The 18,951-nt window shown below is 39.9% G+C and carries 16 protein-coding genes and 1 pseudogene; 8 read left to right on the top strand and 9 right to left on the bottom strand.

Annotated elements, in window-relative coordinates:
* Positions 1-20: 20 nt before the first annotated feature.
* Positions 21-2,057: a glutamine--tRNA ligase/YqeY domain fusion protein gene (locus B879_RS02000; RefSeq protein WP_009183458.1), complete on the top strand. Its 2,037-nt coding sequence runs from the start codon at positions 21-23 to the stop codon at positions 2,055-2,057.
* Positions 2,058-2,188: 131 nt separating this feature from the next.
* The gene (locus B879_RS01995; protein ID WP_009183457.1) at positions 2,189-2,545 is read left to right on the top strand and encodes a hypothetical protein; all 357 of its coding nucleotides are present in this window, start codon (positions 2,189-2,191) and stop codon (positions 2,543-2,545) included.
* Between the two features lie 68 nt (positions 2,546-2,613).
* Here B879_RS01995 and B879_RS01990 read toward each other — a convergent pair whose 3' ends face one another.
* Positions 2,614-4,773 (bottom strand): xanthine dehydrogenase family protein molybdopterin-binding subunit, encoded by a 2,160-nt coding sequence (locus B879_RS01990; RefSeq protein WP_009183456.1) that lies wholly within the window; start codon positions 4,771-4,773, stop codon positions 2,614-2,616.
* A 2-nt stretch (positions 4,774-4,775) separates the two neighbouring features.
* Positions 4,776-5,234, bottom strand: coding sequence for a (2Fe-2S)-binding protein (locus B879_RS01985; RefSeq protein WP_009183455.1), 459 nt, complete (start codon positions 5,232-5,234; stop codon positions 4,776-4,778).
* A gap of 279 nt (positions 5,235-5,513) precedes the next feature.
* Here B879_RS01985 and B879_RS01980 point away from each other — a divergent pair, with 279 nt between their 5' ends.
* The 3 genes from B879_RS01980 to hrpB all read left to right on the top strand — a co-directional run bounded on the left by B879_RS01980 (position 5,514) and on the right by hrpB (position 10,073).
* On the top strand, positions 5,514-6,137 hold the full coding sequence (locus tag B879_RS01980; protein WP_009183454.1) for a hypothetical protein: 624 nt from the start codon (positions 5,514-5,516) through the stop codon (positions 6,135-6,137).
* A gap of 209 nt (positions 6,138-6,346) precedes the next feature.
* Positions 6,347-7,495, top strand: a complete 1,149-nt coding sequence (locus tag B879_RS01975; RefSeq protein ID WP_009183453.1) for a Gfo/Idh/MocA family protein — start codon at positions 6,347-6,349, stop codon at positions 7,493-7,495.
* 94 nt (positions 7,496-7,589) lie between these two features.
* Positions 7,590-10,073, top strand: coding sequence for an ATP-dependent helicase HrpB (gene hrpB / locus B879_RS01970; protein WP_009183452.1), 2,484 nt, complete (start codon positions 7,590-7,592; stop codon positions 10,071-10,073).
* 9 nt (positions 10,074-10,082) lie between these two features.
* Here hrpB and B879_RS01965 read toward each other — a convergent pair whose 3' ends face one another.
* A complete protein-coding gene (locus B879_RS01965; protein WP_040400118.1) occupies positions 10,083-10,700 on the bottom strand; it encodes a hypothetical protein in 618 nt (205 codons plus the stop codon).
* Between the two features lie 38 nt (positions 10,701-10,738).
* Entirely contained in the window at positions 10,739-11,266 is a 528-nt protein-coding gene (locus tag B879_RS01960) for a HEAT repeat domain-containing protein (RefSeq protein ID WP_009183450.1), read from the bottom strand.
* Between the two features lie 68 nt (positions 11,267-11,334).
* On the opposite strand from B879_RS01960, the gene B879_RS01955 reads away from it, so the two are divergent.
* From B879_RS01955 to B879_RS01945, 3 genes are all read left to right on the top strand, one after another.
* Positions 11,335-12,048 carry a VLRF1 family release factor gene (locus B879_RS01955; RefSeq protein WP_009183449.1) on the top strand — a complete coding sequence of 238 codons (714 nt, stop codon included), beginning with the start codon at positions 11,335-11,337 and terminating at the stop codon, positions 12,046-12,048.
* Positions 12,049-12,113: 65 nt separating this feature from the next.
* Complete coding sequence (locus B879_RS01950; protein ID WP_009183448.1) at positions 12,114-12,737, top strand: hypothetical protein; 624 nt, start codon at positions 12,114-12,116, stop codon at positions 12,735-12,737.
* A 137-nt stretch (positions 12,738-12,874) separates the two neighbouring features.
* Positions 12,875-14,755, top strand: coding sequence for a CocE/NonD family hydrolase (locus tag B879_RS01945; protein WP_009183447.1), 1,881 nt, complete (start codon positions 12,875-12,877; stop codon positions 14,753-14,755).
* 66 nt (positions 14,756-14,821) lie between these two features.
* Here B879_RS01945 and B879_RS01940 read toward each other — a convergent pair whose 3' ends face one another.
* The 5 genes and pseudogenes from B879_RS01940 to B879_RS01920 all read right to left on the bottom strand — a co-directional run.
* The gene (locus tag B879_RS01940; protein ID WP_009183446.1) at positions 14,822-15,520 is read right to left on the bottom strand and encodes a TrmH family RNA methyltransferase; all 699 of its coding nucleotides are present in this window, start codon (positions 15,518-15,520) and stop codon (positions 14,822-14,824) included.
* Between the two features lie 29 nt (positions 15,521-15,549).
* Positions 15,550-15,768 (bottom strand): hypothetical protein, encoded by a 219-nt coding sequence (locus B879_RS01935; protein ID WP_009183445.1) that lies wholly within the window; start codon positions 15,766-15,768, stop codon positions 15,550-15,552.
* Positions 15,769-15,919: 151 nt separating this feature from the next.
* Positions 15,920-17,692, bottom strand: a complete 1,773-nt coding sequence (locus B879_RS01930) for an OmpA family protein (RefSeq protein ID WP_009183444.1) — start codon at positions 17,690-17,692, stop codon at positions 15,920-15,922.
* Position 17,693: 1 nt separating this feature from the next.
* On the bottom strand, positions 17,694-18,665 hold the full coding sequence (locus B879_RS01925; protein WP_009183443.1) for a deoxyhypusine synthase family protein: 972 nt from the start codon (positions 18,663-18,665) through the stop codon (positions 17,694-17,696).
* A gap of 101 nt (positions 18,666-18,766) precedes the next feature.
* Positions 18,767-18,951 (bottom strand): annotated as a pseudogene (locus B879_RS01920) (OmpH family outer membrane protein); the annotation flags it as partial.

The following is an 18,951-nucleotide window of genomic DNA, read 5'->3' as shown; positions in this document are numbered from 1 at the left end:
TTGCCATCCAAATCACTGCCATGAAAGAATTACAAGAATCAATCAATTTCATTGAACATATTATTGAAGAGGACCTTGCCAACGGCTTTCCTAAAGAAAAGCTACGTTTCAGGTTTCCTCCTGAGCCTAATGGATACCTTCATATCGGACATGCTGCCTCCATTTGCCTGAATTTTGGATTAGGTGAAAAATACAACGCACCGGTCAATCTCAGGTTTGATGATACCAATCCAGCGAAGGAAGAACAGGAATATGTGGATGCCATCAAAAATGATATTGCATGGCTTGGCTTTAAGTGGGCTAATGAGTGTTATGCCTCAGATTACTTTCAGCAACTCTATGATTGGGCAGTAGACCTTATCAAAGTAGGGAAAGCCTATGTGGATCAGCAGTCATCCGAAGAAATAGCCTCACAAAAAGGTACTCCAACTTCTCCTGGAACAGATAGTCCTTTTAGAAATCGACCTATTGGTGAGAGTTTGGATTTATTTGAAAGGATGAAAAATGGAGAATTTCCTGCAGGGAGTTATGTCCTTCGTGCCAAGGTAGACATGTCCTCTCCCAATATGCATATGAGGGACCCCATTTTATACAGGGTCATCCATGCCCATCATCACCGAACCGGAGGTGATTGGTGTGTATACCCCATGTATGACTGGGCCCATGGAGAGTCCGATTACATAGAGCAGGTATCGCATTCACTTTGTACACTTGAATTTAAAGCCCACCGGGAACTTTACGATTGGTATTTGGATCAAATCTGGGATCCTAAATTACTCAGACCTAAGCAGCGGGAGTTTGCCCGTCGAAACCTCAGCTATACCGTGATGAGTAAGCGAAAGCTTTTAGAATTGGTACAAAAAAATATAGTGGCTAGTTGGGACGATCCCCGGATGCCTACCATTTCCGGATTAAGACGAAGAGGTTACACTCCTACTTCCATCCGTAAATTCAGTGATTTGGCAGGTATTGCCAAAAGAGACAATGTTACAGATGTTTCCCTGTTGGAGTTCTGCATCCGTGAGGACTTGAATAAAACTGCTACCCGGGTGATGGCGGTGCTTAATCCTGTCAAATTGGTGATTACCAACTATCCTGAAGGTCAATCGGAAACCCTTCATTTGGAAAACAATCCCGAAGAGCCTAATTCTGGCACCCACGAAGTTCCTTTTTCCAGAGAGTTGTACATTGAAAGGGAAGACTTCAAGGAAGATGGTGGCAAAAATTTCTTCAGGCTTTCACTTGGCAATGAAGTTCGGCTGAAAAGTGCCTATATCATCAAAGGAGAGTCGGTGGTGAAAGATGATGCCGGAAAAATACAGGAAATCCACTGTACGTATGATCCGGATTCCCGTTCCGGAAGTGGTACAGCTGCCAGCGAGAGAAAGGTTAAAGGAACCCTTCATTGGGTTTCCATTCCCCATGCCATCAAAGCAGAGGTAAGAGAGTATGATCGATTGTTTTTGGATGAAGCACCAGATGCCCATGAAGATAAGAGTTTCTTGGAATTTGTGAATCCCGATTCTTTGAATGTCATCAAAGAAGCTTATTTGGAGCCATACTTATCCCATGCAACCCTGGCTGATAAATTCCAATTTCAAAGGTTAGGCTATTTTACACTTGATCCTGATTCGAAAGACGGACAATTGGTTTTCAATAAGACTGTAGGATTGAGAGACACTTGGGCAAAACAAAGCACAAAAACTCCAACTCAAAACCAAACAAAATCTAAACCTACGAATCAGCAACAAGGACAGAGAAAGGCTTTGAACGAGATTCAACAAATCGGTAAAAAGCTAACCAATCTGTCCGGGGATAAATTGGAAACAGCCATCAAATCCATTAAGGAATTCTCCCAAGAGGTGACTTATGAGGAATTGGAGCCCCTATTTAATACAGCAGCCAAGAAAGTCGGTACCAGAATCGCAGTAATGCTGGCTTTGGGGGTATTATTGGAAAAGGGCCAAGATAAGACTCAGGTTGTTATTGATTTTATTGAAGCTGGAAAAGCTGATGGAAATGATATTTTAAGGACTGAAGCTGAGAAATTGATTTAATATTCAAAAAAGCAAATCCTGGATCTTCATCAATGCCTTTATAAAAAGCCTTTAAATGACCTTTAGAGGCTTTTTTTAGTTTTGGTGATTCATTCGGTTGGAGTCAACATTCAATTTGGATAAATTTAAATATGCAACATTCCTGGAGCTTTCATCTGCCTGAATCCATCCCCCATCCTATTTCTAAAGTCTGCTTGAAAAAATTCTTTGAGGATAGTACAAAAGACTTAGGTATTTTTCTTTCCTATTATTTCCGTAAAGAAGGTGCAGTGACAGAAAATGTGAGCATCCCAGAGGAACCTGTATTTGAATCAGAGTCCTCGGGTACAGTTAGGGTGCAGTTCGATTTGATTTATTTTAATGCTTGTCTTAACATCCATGAAGAGGAAAAAGATCAAATGCTGCTTAGCTTCAGCATTCTTGAAGAAGATCATCTATTAACTGTAATTGGGCCCTATTGGCCGGAGAGAGGGATGGATGAAATATAATCTGGGTTAAAAAAATCAAACCCCTGACTGGTAAGTCAGGGGTTTTAGGGAAATAGGGTTTAAGCAACTTATGTTCTTCTTATTTCCAATTTGATATCTGAAAATTCTTTTTGCTCTATGAATGGCTGGCTTCTTAGCCTTCTACCTGTGGCCGCAAAAATCGCATTGGCGATCGCTCCCCCAGTGGGAGGAAGTGCTGGTTCACCCAGACCGGTAGGGTCATAGCCACTGTCCACATAATGTACATCAATTTCAGGTACTTCCTTCATCCTGATCAATCGATAGGTATCAAAATTCCTTTGTCTAGGAAGACCGTTTTCAAAAGTCATATTGGTAAACATGGCATGCCCCATGCCATCTACTATACCACCCCTCACTTGATGATTGGCACCTGTAGGATGCACCACGACGCCACAATCTGTAGCTGCAGTTATTTTTTTCAAGACAGCTTGTCCCCCATCCATGACGATATCTGCCACTTGTGCCACATAAGACCTATGGGAGAAATATACGCTGAATCCTTGTAATACATCTTTATTTTTACCCCAATTGGACTTTTCTGCTGCCATCTCTATGACTCCTCTCATACGGTCAATATCGTAATGGATTTCCCCAACGGGATTCTTTTTGGCCCTGTCCAGCAAGGCTAATCTAAATTCCACCGGATCTTTCTTTGCTGCTAATGCGACCTCATCCAGAAAAGATTGTTCTGCATAAGCCAGGAAATTGGTTATTGGTGCCCTCCAGGCATTGGTGGTAATTGGAGACCTGTGCTCAACATTTTCAATTAGCAAATTGTCTACAGAACCGGAAGGGAAATTGTTCTCCCTGGTGGAATTACCGGCATTGATACCGGCACCCCTTAGTTTGTAGGCAGTCATATTGCCATTTTCATCCAATGCCGCTTGGAACCTGTATCTCACAGCAGGTCTGTAGGCCCCTCCTGTCATATCATCTTCTCTGGTCCAGCTAACTTTAACCGGTTTATCCAGGATTTTGGAAAGCTCCGCCGCTTCTACAACGAAGTCAGCCCTCAACCTTCTACCAAAACCACCTCCCAAGCGGGTGAGTTCTACAGTAATGTTTTCTTTTGGAATGCCCAGTAACTGGGCTGTTTCCATTCTTGCCCTGTCTGGGGTCTGAGTAGGACCAATCAATTCTACTTTATCTCCTTTAACATGCGCAAAGAAGTTTTGAGGCTCCATCGGAGAATGGGAAAGAAAAGGACACTGATATTCGCTGGTGATGACCTGAGCTGCATTTTTGAAAGCAGTGTCCACATCTCCATCTTTACGCATCACCTGTGCAGTCTTACTGTCCAGCATTTCCTTCATGATCCTATCATGGTCAAAACTGCTTTCAACTGACCCATCAGGTTCATATTCAATCCTCAGCTGCCGCTTGGCTTTAATCAAAGGCCATGTGGAATTTCCTACCACGGCCACATTATTTTTAAATACGATTACATCTGTAACTCCCGAAACAGACCTGGCCGCAGAGTCATCCACAGATTTGATTTTCATCCCAAAGGGAGGACGCTGAATCATAGCATTTACCATGCCTTCCCTGTAGACATCCAAACCATAAAGGGGCATACCTGTAAACATGTCCTTATTTTTGACATTCTTTACAGGAGTACCAATGATTTTAAAATTTTCAGGGTCTTTCAGTTGTACATCATCGGGTGCAGTCAGTTTAGCCGCTTCACCCGCAACTTCTCCATATCCAAACTGTTTTTTCCCATTGTGATAGATGATGCCTTCTTTTCCTTCCAACTCATCTATCCCTACGCCTAATTTTTCTGCTGCGGCTGTCAACAATAAGTGTTTGGCAGTCGCACCTGCTTTCCGTAACCTTTCCCAGGAATGCGGCATGGCACCAGATCCCCCCGTCAGTTGACGGTAAAATTTATCATTGTCCAATGGGGCTTGAAATACCCTGACTTTCGACCAGTCTGCATCCAATTCTTCCGCCACGATCATAGGGAAAGACGTAATGATATTTTGCCCCAACTCCGGATTTGGAGAATAAATGACAATGTCACCACTGGGAGATATGGACAGGTAGGCATTGAAGTCCAAGGCCTGTGAAAGCACCTCCTCATCAGTCAATACCTTCATCTTTGGAGAATCACAGCCTGACCAATAAAAACCAATGAACAAGCCTCCGGTTGCTGTTGCAGCGACTTTAAGAAAGTCCCTTCTGTTTGTTTTCAATAGCTTTTCCATAATTATTTCGTTTTAGCGGCCAAGGCAACTGCTTCTCTGATTTTATGATAAGTTCCACACCTGCAAAGGTTTCTGTTCATCGCATTTTCTATTTCCTCCATAGAAGGGTTTGGGTTTTTTCTCAAAAATGCGGCAGCTTGCATTATCTGTCCTGCCTGACAATAGCCACATTGAGCAACATCAATTTCGTCCCAGGCTTTTTGAACAGGATGATCTCCATTTTTCGATAAACCTTCAATGGTTGTAACCTCATCGGATCCAACACTGGATACTGGTAAAGTACAGGAGTAAGTAGATTCTCCATTAATATGCACCATGCAGGCTCCACATTGGGCGATCCCACAGGAAAATTTCGTACCCACTAATCCAAGATGATCTCTTAATACCCACAATAAAGGCGTATCATCCTCAACATCAACCTGATAATTTTGTCCGTTGATTTTAAGATTGTAATTGGCCATGATCTTTATTCTTTTTTTAAGATTACCAATTTAATTAAAATTAGAAGGTTTTCTAAATTCCTGCTGCTGATTTTTTATGGATTTTGATGAACTGCTTGGTGTATCCTTGAATGGAACAACATTGGCATGGTTTATGGTATTTAAATTTAACCTGCTACTAATCTTAGACTTTCATTCATTTTATTTTGAATCATCCCGAGTCTGAATCACATAAAATGCGAAAATGAATACCTATGTTGTTAGTATTTAATCGATTTCATATACATAAAAAACAGGTTTATGAAGAATATTTTGTTTTGTACGTCTGTTTGTAACAAAAATTTTGAAAAATGTTTTTTTATGTATTATTTCGATTGTGCGGGAAGCCCAAAACGAACTCTAAAATTACAGGTGGACATGCTAAGAAATGCAATTAAATTAGTCTTTTCTATAGGACTTCTTGGCGGAATAGTGGCCTTTATGATGCTAATAAATGTTACTTTTTACAAAGAAAAGCAAAATTTGGCTGATGAAGCTGTGGAGTATATCATTGTTCACGATGATTATATGGCCTTTTCTACCAATGAGACAGGAATTTTCATGGAAAATGAAAGTTTGGATAATGCCCAATTTCAGGAAATAGAGTTTTCTATTTTGCCAAAATTTTTTATTTCAAGTCAATTATCAAAAGTTCAGCTTATTGTAAGCCATTTCTTATTTGCTTTGATCTGTTTATTGATTTCGACCCAATTCCATGTGGAAACCAATATGTATGAATTCTTTCACAAACGTGAGGATGGTACCGTTTTATTTGAAAGTAATGCCAATGCAATCACCCATTATCTGAGTATTTACACAGGAATGATTTTTAAAGTCTTAGGAGTCTCCTGTATATTTTTAGCAATTTTTCACATAGTAATTTAAATAGACCGAATACAAGTAATTTAAATTTTTTCTGACTGACGTTTGATTTTTTGTGTTCTCTGTAAAAGCCTGTCTCTTTTGAGTTCAGGCTTTTCTGCTTTTGGATTGGGAAGTACATTTTAAATAAGCTGCTATTATCCAATTTTTAAAATCAAAATCTTGCTCCTATCTTTATTCATTAGAAAAGTAAATTTCAAACCAAAAGACCTATGACAAAAAAAATCAATGCTGCTATTGTGGGCACAGGCTTTATAGGGCCGGCACACTTGGAAGCACTTAGAAGACTTCCGAGTATTGAGGTTACAGCCCTTTGCGAAGTAAATCTTGAATTGGCTAAAGAAAAGGCGGAATTATTGGGCATCCCTAACGCCTACACTTTTGAAGAAATGCTAGAAGATGCCTCTATTGATGTAGTGCACGTTTGTACACCTAACTTTTTACATTTTTCTCAATCCAAAGCGGCTTTATTGGCCGGAAAGCATGTTGTCTGTGAAAAACCTCTGGCAACCAAAATTGAAGAGGCGGAAGAATTAGTTGCATTAGCCAAAGAAAAAGGCCTGGTAAATGCCGTACACTTCAATTTAAGGTATTATCCCATGGTCCGACAGATGAAAAACATGCGGGAGAATGGAGAATTAGGTGAGATATATAGTATTATGGGCTCATACCTTCAGGATTGGTTATTTTTGCAGACTGATTACAATTGGAGGCTTGAACCTGATAAATCCGGCGATTCACGTGCTATAGCGGATATAGGATCTCATTTATTGGACTTGACAGAATATGTTACGGGCTTAAAAGTGACTGAAGTGATGGCAGATTTTTCGACTGTACATAAAACCCGTCTCAAGCCTTTGAAAGCCATTGAAACCTATTCAGGAAAAATGTTACAGCCATCTGATTATGAAGAAGTCCCCATCAATACAGAGGACCATGCAACGGTGATGTTACGTTTTGATAACGGCAATAAAGGATCTGTTACAGTTTCCCAGGTAAATGCCGGTAGAAAAAATAGATTAAATATTGAAATAGCAGGTTCTAAAGCAAATTTTGAATGGTGTTCCGAAAGGCCAAATGAAATTTGGATTGGAAAAAGAGAAACTGCCAATCAACACTTGATGAAAGACCCTTCACTGTTTCATAAAGATGCAGCTGGACTGATCAGTTTTCCGGGAGGCCACAATGAAGGGTTTCCAGATACTTCAAAGCAGATGTTCAAAGAGGTTTATGCGGCAGTAAGAGAGGGAAAACAACCGGAAAACCCAAGTTTCCCTACCTTTGAGGATGGCTACAGAGAGCTTTTGATCTGTGAAAGAATCATAGAAAGCCATAAAAAACAGACTTGGGTAAAAATATAGTAAATCATAACATTGCTCAACCCATGATTTATACCACCCTTGAAGCCTTTCAAGTGGTGGTATTTTTTATCTTTGCCCTAAATTTCATTTGCAATTGTCATTTAATTATTCCTCAATAGATCTTCCTGTTGTTCAGTTAATACCTGAGTTCAAAAAGCAACTGGCCTCCAATAACACCTTAATTCTTCATGCCCCTCCCGGGGCAGGTAAAAGTACTTTACTACCACTGACATTGTTGGAAGAAGAATTTTTGAAAGGAAAGAAAATTTTGATGCTGGAACCCAGAAGGCTTGCTGCTAAGTCCATTGCTTATAGGATGGCAGATCTTTTGGGTGAACATGTTGGTGAAAAAGTCGGGTTTAGGATTCGATTTGAAAATAAAGTTTCTCCAAATACTCGTCTTGAAGTGCTTACCGAAGGAATTTTGACCAGGATGATGCAGCATGACAATGCACTGGAAGACATAGGTTTAGTTATTTTTGATGAGTTTCACGAAAGAAATATCCATGCAGATCTGGCTTTGGCATTATGCAGGGAGATCCAGCTGGTCCTTAGGCCTGATTTAAGGATTCTGATTATGTCTGCCACTTTGGACATGCCCCAATTAGCCACTTTGTTGTCTGCCAAAACCCTTAAATCTGAAGGAAGAACCTTTCCTGTCGAAATTTTTTATGAAGGAGATTATGATCCTTGGATGATGCCGGAGTTTGTTTCAAAAAAGGTGCTTGAAGTGGCGCAGCAACACAAAGGCGATATATTGGTTTTTCTTCCCGGTCAAGGAGAAATAAAAAAAACAGAAGCTTTACTTAAACGACAACTCAAGTCTTTTTCTATTCATCCCCTTTATGGACAATTGAGCCCCATGACCCAGATCCAGGCAATTTTGCCCAATAAAAAGGGGTTAAGGAAGGTTGTGCTTTCTACATCTATTGCGGAAACGAGTTTGACCATTGAAGGAGTTACTGTAGTGATAGATGCAGGTTACAGTAGAATTTCCAGATTCAATCCACGATCTGGCATGAACCGTCTTGAAACAGTCAGAATTACCCGAGATGCAGCCGATCAAAGGGCAGGACGTGCAGGCCGATTAGGTCCCGGGATTTGTTATAGGATGTGGTCTAAAGCAACTGATGCCAATTTAGAGGCTTTTAGGACGCCTGAGATTATGGAGTCGGATTTAGCTCCCTTGACGCTGGACTTGGTGAATTGGGGTGTTAAGGACTGGAAGACCTTATCTTGGTTGACCCCCCCGCCCTATGGTGCTATACAACAAGCTTATGATTTATTGGAAGAAATGGGTGCTATTAAAAATGGCCAAATAACCGAACATGGCAAGGCCATCCATAGGATTCCTGCTCATCCAAGAATAGCCCATATGCTCCTGACTGCCCAAGCCAGTGGAAAAGTAAGTCTTGCAGGGGATATTGCTGCATTGTTGGAAGAACGTGATCCATTGAAACCCGATGCAGGGGTAGATATCAATTTGAGGATAGAGGCATTAAGAAGAGCCAGGAATGAATCTTTATCTATAAAAGGAATCAATAAGGTAGAGAAAGTGGCCAAACAATACCGAAAACTTTTTAAGGTAGAAGCAGAAAATGGATTTGTTGATCCCTACGAAACAGGGTCATTGATCGCTTCTGCTTATCCTGAAAGGATTGCCTTTGCCAGACCTGGTAACAATGCACAATTCCAATTGGCCAATGGAAGATTGGCCATGTTTTCTCATAGGGATGATCTGGCACAGGAATCTTGGCTAGCCGTATCCCATATTGATGAACGTGATGATGTTGGGAAAATTTTTATGGCCTCCCCTTTAAATCCCAAAGATCTTCGCCCTTTTCTAAAAGAAAAAAGAATCATAAACTGGGATTTGAAAAAAGGGGGGCTATTGGCTCAAAAAACGCTGTCCATTGGAGGAATTGTCTTGCGTGCAGAATCTTTGACGGATATGAGCGATGCAGAAAAAATGGAGGCAATTGTAAATGCCATCCGGGTGCATGGTGAAAAGCTCTTGGATTTCAGTCCGGATACCATGCAATTATGCAATAGGGTACTCAGTCTAAGAAAATGGAATGTGGATCAAGATTGGCCAGACTACAGCAAAAACCAACTACTTCAACGCAATGAAACTTGGCTTGGACCCTATCTTCAGCAAGTCAAGAAAAATGAAGACTTGAAAAAGCTTGAACTTAAGTCAATACTGTTACATCACCTAGACTACCAGCAACAAAAAGCGCTGGACCATTTGGCACCTGAAAAAATAATGGTTCCCAGCGGCAGTCAGATTAAAATCAGCTATGCTTCTGATGGGGAAGCGCCTGTTTTAGCCGTGAGGCTACAGGAACTTTTTGGGATGTTGCAAACACCAAGGATCAATGATGGAAAAACTCCCCTTCTTTTGCATTTGCTTTCACCTGGATTTAAGCCTGTACAGGTTACTTCCGACCTGAGGAGCTTTTGGGAGAAAACTTATTTTGAAATTCGAAAAGATCTTAAGAGAAGGTACCCCAAGCATTATTGGCCTGATAATCCATTGGATGCAGCAGCGGTAAGAGGGGTTCCCAAAAAACAGTGATTCCTAATTTTAAAGATTTTCCAGGTAATCCAATAAATTGATAAAAGAGGCCAAAGTAAATGGGGTTACCTGCTTTTCATTCAACATGTTGAGGTAAAGCTTTTTGGTTTTTTCGTAGTTCTTGGGATTAAAAAGTTTAGCCATTGTAATCCCTCTAGCAGACCTGTAAGTGAAATTTTGGGTGACAATTGGGATGCCTACATCAGCATTGAAATACTTTTCAAGTTCCTTACCTGAAGTGTATTTATCCAGGAATCTGAAACCTTTTTTTATCAAAAAATGCTCAACCTGTTGAATCACTTTTTTCACTTCAAAATCATTCTCTATCAAAAACCTTCGCGGCATTTCCGGATCAATGCGGTCCATGGTTTCCACGAGTGATATACTTCTTTCTTTGTAATCTCCTAAAGAAGGTAAAAATCGATGTACTATATTTTCAACCTTTTCTAATCTAATTCCTAAATGATATTCTAAATAGGCGCTATCATCATGCTGCGAATAATGAAAAAAAACCATTTGCTTTCCTTCAACAGTTTCTTTTACGTAGTATAATGAGCGATTATCCAACTTAAAGCCAAAGTCAGCTAGAAAACCCTCCTGCATTAAGATGACGTTTTTTATTTCCATTTTATTTTGAACATAAAAATTGATAACAAAGTTACTCTTTATTCGGCTAATATTTGTTTTAACTCTTGTATAATCTCTTGAGCTTCAGAATATTTTACCTGATAATCTGCAGCTTCCTGGCTGACATTGTGGCAATAGTGATTCCAGTGCTTTTCCACTTTTTTCAACACTCTTGGACTGATTTCAAATTCAACAGTATCCAGGTAATTTTTCGCCAAAATAGACGATTTGAAATTTCCAAATAAATAAATTCTAAAAAGGTCAACGAATTTGTAGGATAGATCAAAATTTCCCAACATCTCTACCAACCCGCCATTGTTATGCTGGTTCTTTTTATCATGAATTACTTCTAATAAGGTGTTCAAAGCATTGTGTTTGCTTTCCATCTGACCCAATGCCCGTGCCGCCAAATAAGCATTTTCAATGTCATCTCCTTTAAGAATCCCGATCAGCTTAAGCACTACCTCTTCGGAATTAATTTTAGCCAGTTTATCGGCAAAAAGGTAAGCTTCTGCTTCATTTTTATCACACATTTTTTCCAATAGGTGATCTATTTCTTGACCCATGTTTTGCTTGAAGTTTCTATATTTGAACAAAAGTAAGACTAAATTTAATTATTTAATGCAAGAGATTGATGGATCCTCTGATATTTGATGATAAGTGGACACTTTCATTTTTCAGCTTTCTGAAAAACAATAATTTGGAAATTCAATTTTCCACAAAAAAGAAAAAGATCATTTTTTTAAATGCTAACGGAGAGAAACTATTTTCCCTGAGAACATCTGTACAGCTCCATATGGATGTGCAAAAAGAAGTTCTTATTTTGGAAGAATTCAGCAACTATCTTATCATTTTGATCCGTTCAGGTTTGGCAGCGGTGGGTTTGGTCCAGAATGGAGAACTACTGCACCATAAAGTATTCAGGGCATATATGGTCAGAAAAAAACAAGGAAAGAGTCAGGTCAAATATTTGAAAACAAAGGGCAAAAGTAGGGCTGGCTCCAGGGTACGCCTGGGAGAAACCATGGAGTTTTTTCAGGATATTGGAATTAGAGTAAATACGCACCTCAAGGACTATCCTGTAGATCACATTGGCTTAAGTATTTCTACTACTTTATTGCCTTACTTTTTTAATGAAAATCCGGTTTTAAATCTGGATAAAAAAGACCCCAGAATTTTTAAGATTCCCAAACATGTAGGCTCACCTACCTTGGAAAACCTTTTTTTGGTCAAAAATTTTTTAGAAAAAAATGAGTGGTATGTCATGGAAGGAGGTTTAGCTCTCCTTCAAATTTTTAATGCCCAAAAAAAATCTTTGGATCATGAAGAAGATTCTGAAGATTGGTGAAAATTGGTATAATAATTGAACATTGGTCAGGTTCATTGGTAAATTTAGCAATTAATAAGATTTTCATGAGATCCTTTCTTTTTTTCAAAATTCTTGGGCTTACGCTCATTTTTGTTAGTGCTGTTGCAGAAGTGACTGTGGCGCAGCGTTATGCCACTTCAGTAGGCCTTAGGTTTGGCAATAATGATGTAAGTAGAATGGTAGGTGTTACGGCAAAGCAGCGCATCATGCAGCAATTGACCGTGGAAGGAATTATCCAAAGCGATTTTAATAAAAACACCACAGCCCACATTTTAATGGCGAATCACCGGCCTATTATTTCAAAAAGATTCAATTATTATTACGGTGCCGGTTTTTCTTTTGGAAGAGAAGAAAGTTTTGTGAAGCAAAGGGAAACCAAAGAAATCGTTCATACCTATGGCAATGCTACGATGGGGATGGATCTTATCGCTGGCTTGGAGTTAACAGTGGCCAATACCGTTATTTCATTGGATTATAAACCAAATGTAAATTTGGCAGGAAGGGAGGAATTTTTCAGAGGTCAAGTAGGCATATCTGCCCGTACGGTGCTTGTCAAAAGTAAGGAGCAGGATAGGAAATGGAGAAAAAAGAAGAGGGCTAAGAAACGTGCCGCCAGAGAGCCTTTTGGAGATAAGCTCAAGAATACTTTTAATTTTAGATCCAATTAATCCATTCCCCTAACTGCAATAGATTTTTAAATGGTTTAAACACCGCAAAAAGTTAATATTGACTCCATTCGCATAAATGCGTCTATGATTTATTTTTTTTAATTTTATATTAAAGGGTAAGATTATAAACGCACACTATGAAAAAATTAAATTTACCTTTAATTCTGTTTCTGCTGTTATTTTCCGGAGTCCTTATGGCTCAGGAAAAGACGGTTTTGGAACCATTGGAAGAAGTTGCCATTGTTGACCAGAAGGTCATGATGCCGATGAGAGATGGTGTCAGGTTGGCAACCGATATTTACAGGCCCAAGACGGATCAGCCTGTACCCATTATTTTCTCCCGAACCCCTTACAACTTCAATTCCTACCGTGATGGAGAGCTGGTTACCCGAACCTTACAGTCCGCCTTGGATGCGGTAAAAAAAGGTTATGCCTATGTGGTACAAAATGAAAGAGGGAGGTTTTTTTCTGAAGGAGAATGGGATATCCTTGGCGTACCCCTAACAGATGGGTATGATGCATTTGAATGGATGTCCAAACAGCCTTGGAGTAACGGAAAAATAGGAACAATTGGTTGCTCTTCAACTGCCGAATGGCAAATGGCAGTAGCTTCCCTAAATCACCCAGCCCATACAGCTCTGGTACCTCAAGGTTTTGGTGCCGGAGTAGGAAGAATCGGTGATTATTATGAGCAGGGTAACTGGTACCGCGGTGGGGCCGGTCAGATGTTATTCACAGCGTGGTTGTACGGTACACAACATGATCCTTTGGCCCCAAAGTTGCCTGTAGGGATCGAACAAAAGGACTTATTAAGACTGCAAAGGTTTTATGATATGGCACCTCGCTACCCAAGAGTAGATTGGTCAGAAGGGCTTAGCCATCTTCCTGTTCAGGACATCATCAAAAATGTGAACGGTCCGATGGGAATCTATGAAGAAATGATTACCCGGAAACCTAATGACCCCAAATGGTATGAAGGAGGCTTATTTCATGATGATATGGATTTTGAAAAACCTGCTTTTTGGTTTGTATCATGGTATGATGTTGCTTCCAGTCCTAACCTGGCCATGTATAACCACATCATCGCCAATGCCAAAGAACAGAAAACCAAAGATTCCCAGTTCCTTATCATAGGGCCTACCCTACACTGTGCTTTCCTCAGAGCGACAGAGAATACCATTGTGGGAGAAAGAAGTGTAGGTGATGCCAGACTTCCTGATACTGAAATCACTTATAAATGGTTTGACTATTGGCTCAAAGGAGAAGATAACGGTATTTTGGAGTCCATGCCGAAGGTTCAGTATTTTACCATGGGAATCAATAAATGGCAAAGTTCAGATACCTGGCCACCTAAAGAAGCCAAAATGGAAACCTTCTTTTTGGACAGTAAAGGCAAGGCAAATTCCAGACTGGGTGATGGTGTGCTGACCAAGAAAAGACCTGGCAGAGACAATCCAGACACTTTTCAATATGATCCTATGGATCCTGTAACTTCTTATGGTGGAAATGTTTGCTGTACTGGAAATGCTGTTCAAGGTGGCTCTTTTGATCAGCAGGAAATGGAGTTGAGAGAAGATATCCTGGTTTATACCAGCGAACCCTTGGCTGAAGGTGTAGAAGTGAGTGGATTTATTGAGGCCAAGCTGTTCCTGTCTTCCGATGTAAAGGATACTGACTTGACCATAAAACTGATTGATGTTTACCCTGATGGTAGGGCCTATAACTTAGATGAAACCATTCAGAGGGTAAGGTATAGAGAAGGATACGAAAAAGAGGTATTTATGGAAGAAGGTAAGGTGTATGAGGTGAATATGACCCCTATGTCAACTTCCAATTACTTTGAGAAAGGACATAGAATCAGGATCGAGGTTTCTTCTTCCAATTTCCCGAGATTTGATAGAAATATGAACACCGGTGGTAATAATTATGATGAAACAGAGGGTGTAGTCGCTACTAACTCAATTCATCATTCCAGCAGATATCCGAGCAGTATCTCATTGCCTATCGTGAAAAGGTAATAGGTTTAGTAATGATAAACTATTTTGAAAGCCCTTCCCTTCATGGAGGGCTTTTTTTATTCACCTTTAAGGGTTTAATTTTTCGTTTCTTTTTTTGTAAAATTCTTTTTCATGAATCTTAACCTGTTTGACCAATCCCCTGTACCATGTGGAGCGTAAGGTTTCTTTTTCCTTTTCTGTCAAATAGAAATCAGGTATTTCCCTTGCTTTTACTTTATTTAAGAGGTCAAATAAAAAGATCGATGCTGCCACTGAAATGTTAAAACTTTCTGTAAATCCATACATGGGAATATGTACCAAGCCATCTGCCTGCTCCAGAATTTCCTGACTGACCCCTTCGTGCTCATTGCCAAAAACCAAAGCTAGCTTTTGATCAGGTTCCAATTCATGGATGGGAATACTTCCAGCTTTGGGACTTGTGGCCATGATGCGATAACCTCCTTTCCGAAGAGTAGTAAAACAATCATGAACAGCATTTCCTGATTCATTGCTGTATTTGTACAAATCCACCCATTGGGAAGCCCCTCTGGTCACATACGGATTGATTTTGTAGGAATTTTCCTTTTCAATCACATGAATATCCTGAAGCCCAAAGCAATCAGCTGTCCTTAGTACGGCAGAAGCATTATGGGGTTTATAAATATTTTCCAGCACGACGGTGAAATATCGGGTTCTTTTATTCAGTATTTCCTCTATCAGGGCTGTCTTGTGAGGGGTAATGAAATCACTGAGGTAGGTTAAAAATTCCTTTTCTATTGCATCCATCCCCAATTATAGGATAGTTTGCATGAAATCTAAAATCCTACAAAGAAATATAACATGGTAGCGGCTATGGTGTAACCTATCAAAAAGGAGAAAAATATTGGCGTGGCGAGGGAAAACTTTAGATATTCAGGAGCATTTTTGTGGTGGTTGAAATGACTGATTTTTCTTAGGTATTTTTCAGGAAATACAGCTAAGATCAACAGCCCGTAAAACACGGTCATCAACACCAATGAAAAGAAGGTTTCCATAAATATTTTCTGTTATGCAAATATAACATTTTGCCATTCATAACAACATGATTGTTAAGTAATTTTTAACCTAATATAAAGGGAATGTTAATAAATCAATTGACTTTAAAAAATATCCTCAATGGAAAGATTTCTTATAATCCAAGGGTATTTATCTTTCTATGTATAATTCAACCCTTCTGTTGATTTCTCGGCCTTCTTCTGAGCTGTTGTCCGCCAAAGGTCTTGTTCCGCCCCAACCTGTAGTCCGGATCCTTTCATAGTCAATACCTTTCAAAGCCAAATAGGTTCTGATTTTAGATGCTCTCCTGATGGACAGTTCCTTATTAAGGGCTGGATCTCCGATATTATCGGTATGGCCTTCCAGTCGGATTTTGATGTCCTGATTTTCTTTCATAAAAAGCACCAAACGATCCAGCTCTTGAAGTGTCTTGGTGTCGGCAAATTCAGATGTTCCCCGATCAAATTGAATGTTTTTTAATACCAGACTGGCACCGCTTACCGCTGTTTCCATTTTTAGTTTTCCCTCTTCTATCTGCTGCCATTCTTCTATATTAAAGCCTAAAGGCATGTATCCTTTAGCCAGCACCATAATGTGTTTCCAATCCCAGGCATTAAAAGCCTGTCTCATTTCTTCCTGATTTTCCACCTCTTTTATGAAGGCACTGTCATCAGATAAGGTCAATCTGTAGGATAAGGGTTCCGAAGTTTTGGCATCCAAAATTTGAACTTCTTTCAATGGCACTTTAGTCACTTTTTCTTCTTGTTTTTGGACTAGTGTTGATGCATCTCTTTCACTGCTTTTATCTTCCACTGTTAAAACAAGTGGTGTTGTTGATGTTATTGCAGCATTATTTTTTTTGTCATCCTGAATCCGATCTGAGATTTGCATTTTATTTTTTACCTGGCTTTGTGTAGTTGAATCTGATGTCATTATTTCGGTTTCCGGAACCTTCAAGTTTTGCCCCTCGTTTTCCAACTCGGTTGAAGCAGAAGCTGTAATGGTACGGGCCAATTGCTGCGCTTCTTCATTATCTTCCCAGGATTGTTTTTCAAACGCTATGAGTACAAAGTCACCCATACCTTCTGAATTAGAAGTTGTGGTAAATATGGCCAAATTTTCATCGGTAAAAATATTGGCATAGCCTGATTCAGATCCAATAGAGTTTGCAGTAAGCAATTCTTTTGGTTGGGTCCAGTTTTGCCAGGAATTATCCACCCTATGGGAATAAAATATATTTTTTCCACGACCTCCTGCATTGGCATTGGATGAGAAGTAAAGTGTCCGTTGGTCTTCTGAAAGGTATGGTGTTTGCTCCTGGGCATAACTATTGATGGTAGGGCCTAAATTCAGCGGAGCAGTCCAGGAATTTTCAGCTGTCTTAAAACTCACAAAAATATCTTCATTGCCAAAACCATCTTTTGTCTGAATGGACATGATGAGTGTCTGCTTATCAGCTGACAGCCTGCCACTAAAAAGATTGGATTCATTGTTGAAATTTTCTATCGATAAAGGCCTGAGGTAGGTCCAGCTGTTATTAAGTCTGCTATAGGCATGAATTCCTTTAGGCATTTGTTGTCCGTCATGGTAAACCAAGATGGAAACAGGGTCGGTAAAGCCAACCACAATATCATTCCCTGAGGTTGACAGCTCCTTTACCCTCTGAGGTTTGCTCCAATTAGAAGTGCCTGAAGGTTCACTCATCCAAATATCTCCGGGATCAGTTTGTCCACCGGCATTCTCAGGATGGTAGCCCACTGAAAAAAACAGCCCTCCAAATGGAGCCAAAACAGCGTGATGCTCATTGTAGGGAGAATTGACAGCTGTAAACGGTCTAAGTTCTTGAGCCGAAACTTGAATTAAAATTGAAAAAGCAAGCAGTGATAGGCTGCTTGCTTTCAAAATGGTTTTTTTTGTAATCATTTTATTGATCCATAACGATAGCAAACACAAGTGGTGCTACAATTGTCGCATCAGATTCAATGATAAATTTGGGGGTGTCAAGTCCTAATTTTCCCCAAGTTATCTTTTCATTTGGAACTGCTCCGGAATATGAACCATATGAGGTGGTCGAGTCAGAAATCTGACAAAAATAACCCCACAATGGCACATTATCCCTTTGAAGGTCCTGATGCAACATCGGTACCACGCAAATAGGGAAATCTCCTGCAATACCTCCGCCAATTTGGAAGAAACCTACCGTACTATCCTCTTTTGCATTCTGGGTGTACCATTCAGCCAAGAACATCATGTACTGAATACCACTCTTTACAGTATGTACATTTTTTACATCTCCCGAAATCACATGCCCGGCATACATGTTACCCAAAGTAGAATCTTCCCAACCCGGTACAATAATCGGAAGGTTCTTTTTGGCAGCTTCCAATAGCCAGGAGTTTTTTGGGTCAATTTGGAATGAATCATCCAGTTTTCCGGATAGTAAGATTTTGTAAAAGAACTCATGCGGAAAATAACTTTCACCTGCTTGATCTGCCTTTACCCACTCATCCAGGATCACATCTTCAATCCTTCTCATGGCCTCCATTTCAGGAATACAGGTATCAGTAACCCTATTCATATGACGATCTAGCAAATCTTGTTCCTCTTCTGGTGAAAGGTCTCTATAATTTGGAATTCTTTCATAATAATCATGTGCTACCAGATTAAAAACATCTTCTTCAAGGTTGGCACCAGTACAGGAAATGATCTGAACTTTGTCCTGTCTTATCATCTCTGCCAGGGAAATGCCAAGTTCAGCAGTGGACATGGCACCTGCCAATGTTATCATCATTTTTCCATTATTGTCCAAATGTGCTTTGTAGCCTTCTGCAGCATCGATCAAAGCAGCTGCATTAAAATGTCGGTAATTATGCTTTAGGAATTCCGTGATTTTCATGAAAGGTAATTTTCTGTTGAGCTGCAAAAGTACCAATTAATCCAACACGAAAAAAGCCCTGTGTCAACAGGGCTTTTCATCTAAATGGTACTTAAACCGTATTATTTTTCTGCAGACTTTTTCTCTCCATACTTTTTATTGATACCCGCGATGACATCATCTGTTACATCCAGGGCCTTTTTGGAGTACCAGATTGCTCCACCTCTGGTGTAGGATAAAATTAATTCCAAATCCTTCTCCTCGGCATACTCAGTCATATACTCCTGAACCATATCATACACGTCGC

This window comes from Cecembia lonarensis LW9, assembly GCF_000298295.1.
Lineage (GTDB): Bacteria > Bacteroidota > Bacteroidia > Cytophagales > Cyclobacteriaceae > Cecembia > Cecembia lonarensis.
Note: the sequence above shows the minus strand (reverse complement) of the source record. Positions and strands in the feature narration are given on the sequence as shown.

Coding starts and splice junctions, on each gene's coding strand:
- B879_RS01995 (WP_009183457.1), top strand. CDS start 2,189: ATGCAACATTCCTGGAGCTTTCATCTGCCTGAATCCATCCCCCATCCT.
- B879_RS01990 (WP_009183456.1), bottom strand. CDS start 4,773: ATGGAAAAGCTATTGAAAACAAACAGAAGGGACTTTCTTAAAGTCGCT.
- B879_RS01955 (WP_009183449.1), top strand. CDS start 11,335: ATGGATCCTCTGATATTTGATGATAAGTGGACACTTTCATTTTTCAGC.
- B879_RS01975 (WP_009183453.1), top strand. CDS start 6,347: ATGACAAAAAAAATCAATGCTGCTATTGTGGGCACAGGCTTTATAGGG.
- B879_RS01980 (WP_009183454.1), top strand. CDS start 5,514: ATGAAGAATATTTTGTTTTGTACGTCTGTTTGTAACAAAAATTTTGAA.
- B879_RS01940 (WP_009183446.1), bottom strand. CDS start 15,520: ATGGATGCAATAGAAAAGGAATTTTTAACCTACCTCAGTGATTTCATT.
- B879_RS01965 (WP_040400118.1), bottom strand. CDS start 10,700: ATGGAAATAAAAAACGTCATCTTAATGCAGGAGGGTTTTCTAGCTGAC.
- B879_RS01930 (WP_009183444.1), bottom strand. CDS start 17,692: ATGATTACAAAAAAAACCATTTTGAAAGCAAGCAGCCTATCACTGCTT.
- B879_RS01925 (WP_009183443.1), bottom strand. CDS start 18,665: ATGAAAATCACGGAATTCCTAAAGCATAATTACCGACATTTTAATGCA.
- B879_RS01985 (WP_009183455.1), bottom strand. CDS start 5,234: ATGGCCAATTACAATCTTAAAATCAACGGACAAAATTATCAGGTTGAT.
- B879_RS02000 (WP_009183458.1), top strand. CDS start 21: ATGAAAGAATTACAAGAATCAATCAATTTCATTGAACATATTATTGAA.
- B879_RS01945 (WP_009183447.1), top strand. CDS start 12,875: ATGAAAAAATTAAATTTACCTTTAATTCTGTTTCTGCTGTTATTTTCC.
- B879_RS01960 (WP_009183450.1), bottom strand. CDS start 11,266: ATGGGTCAAGAAATAGATCACCTATTGGAAAAAATGTGTGATAAAAAT.
- B879_RS01950 (WP_009183448.1), top strand. CDS start 12,114: ATGAGATCCTTTCTTTTTTTCAAAATTCTTGGGCTTACGCTCATTTTT.
- B879_RS01935 (WP_009183445.1), bottom strand. CDS start 15,768: ATGGAAACCTTCTTTTCATTGGTGTTGATGACCGTGTTTTACGGGCTG.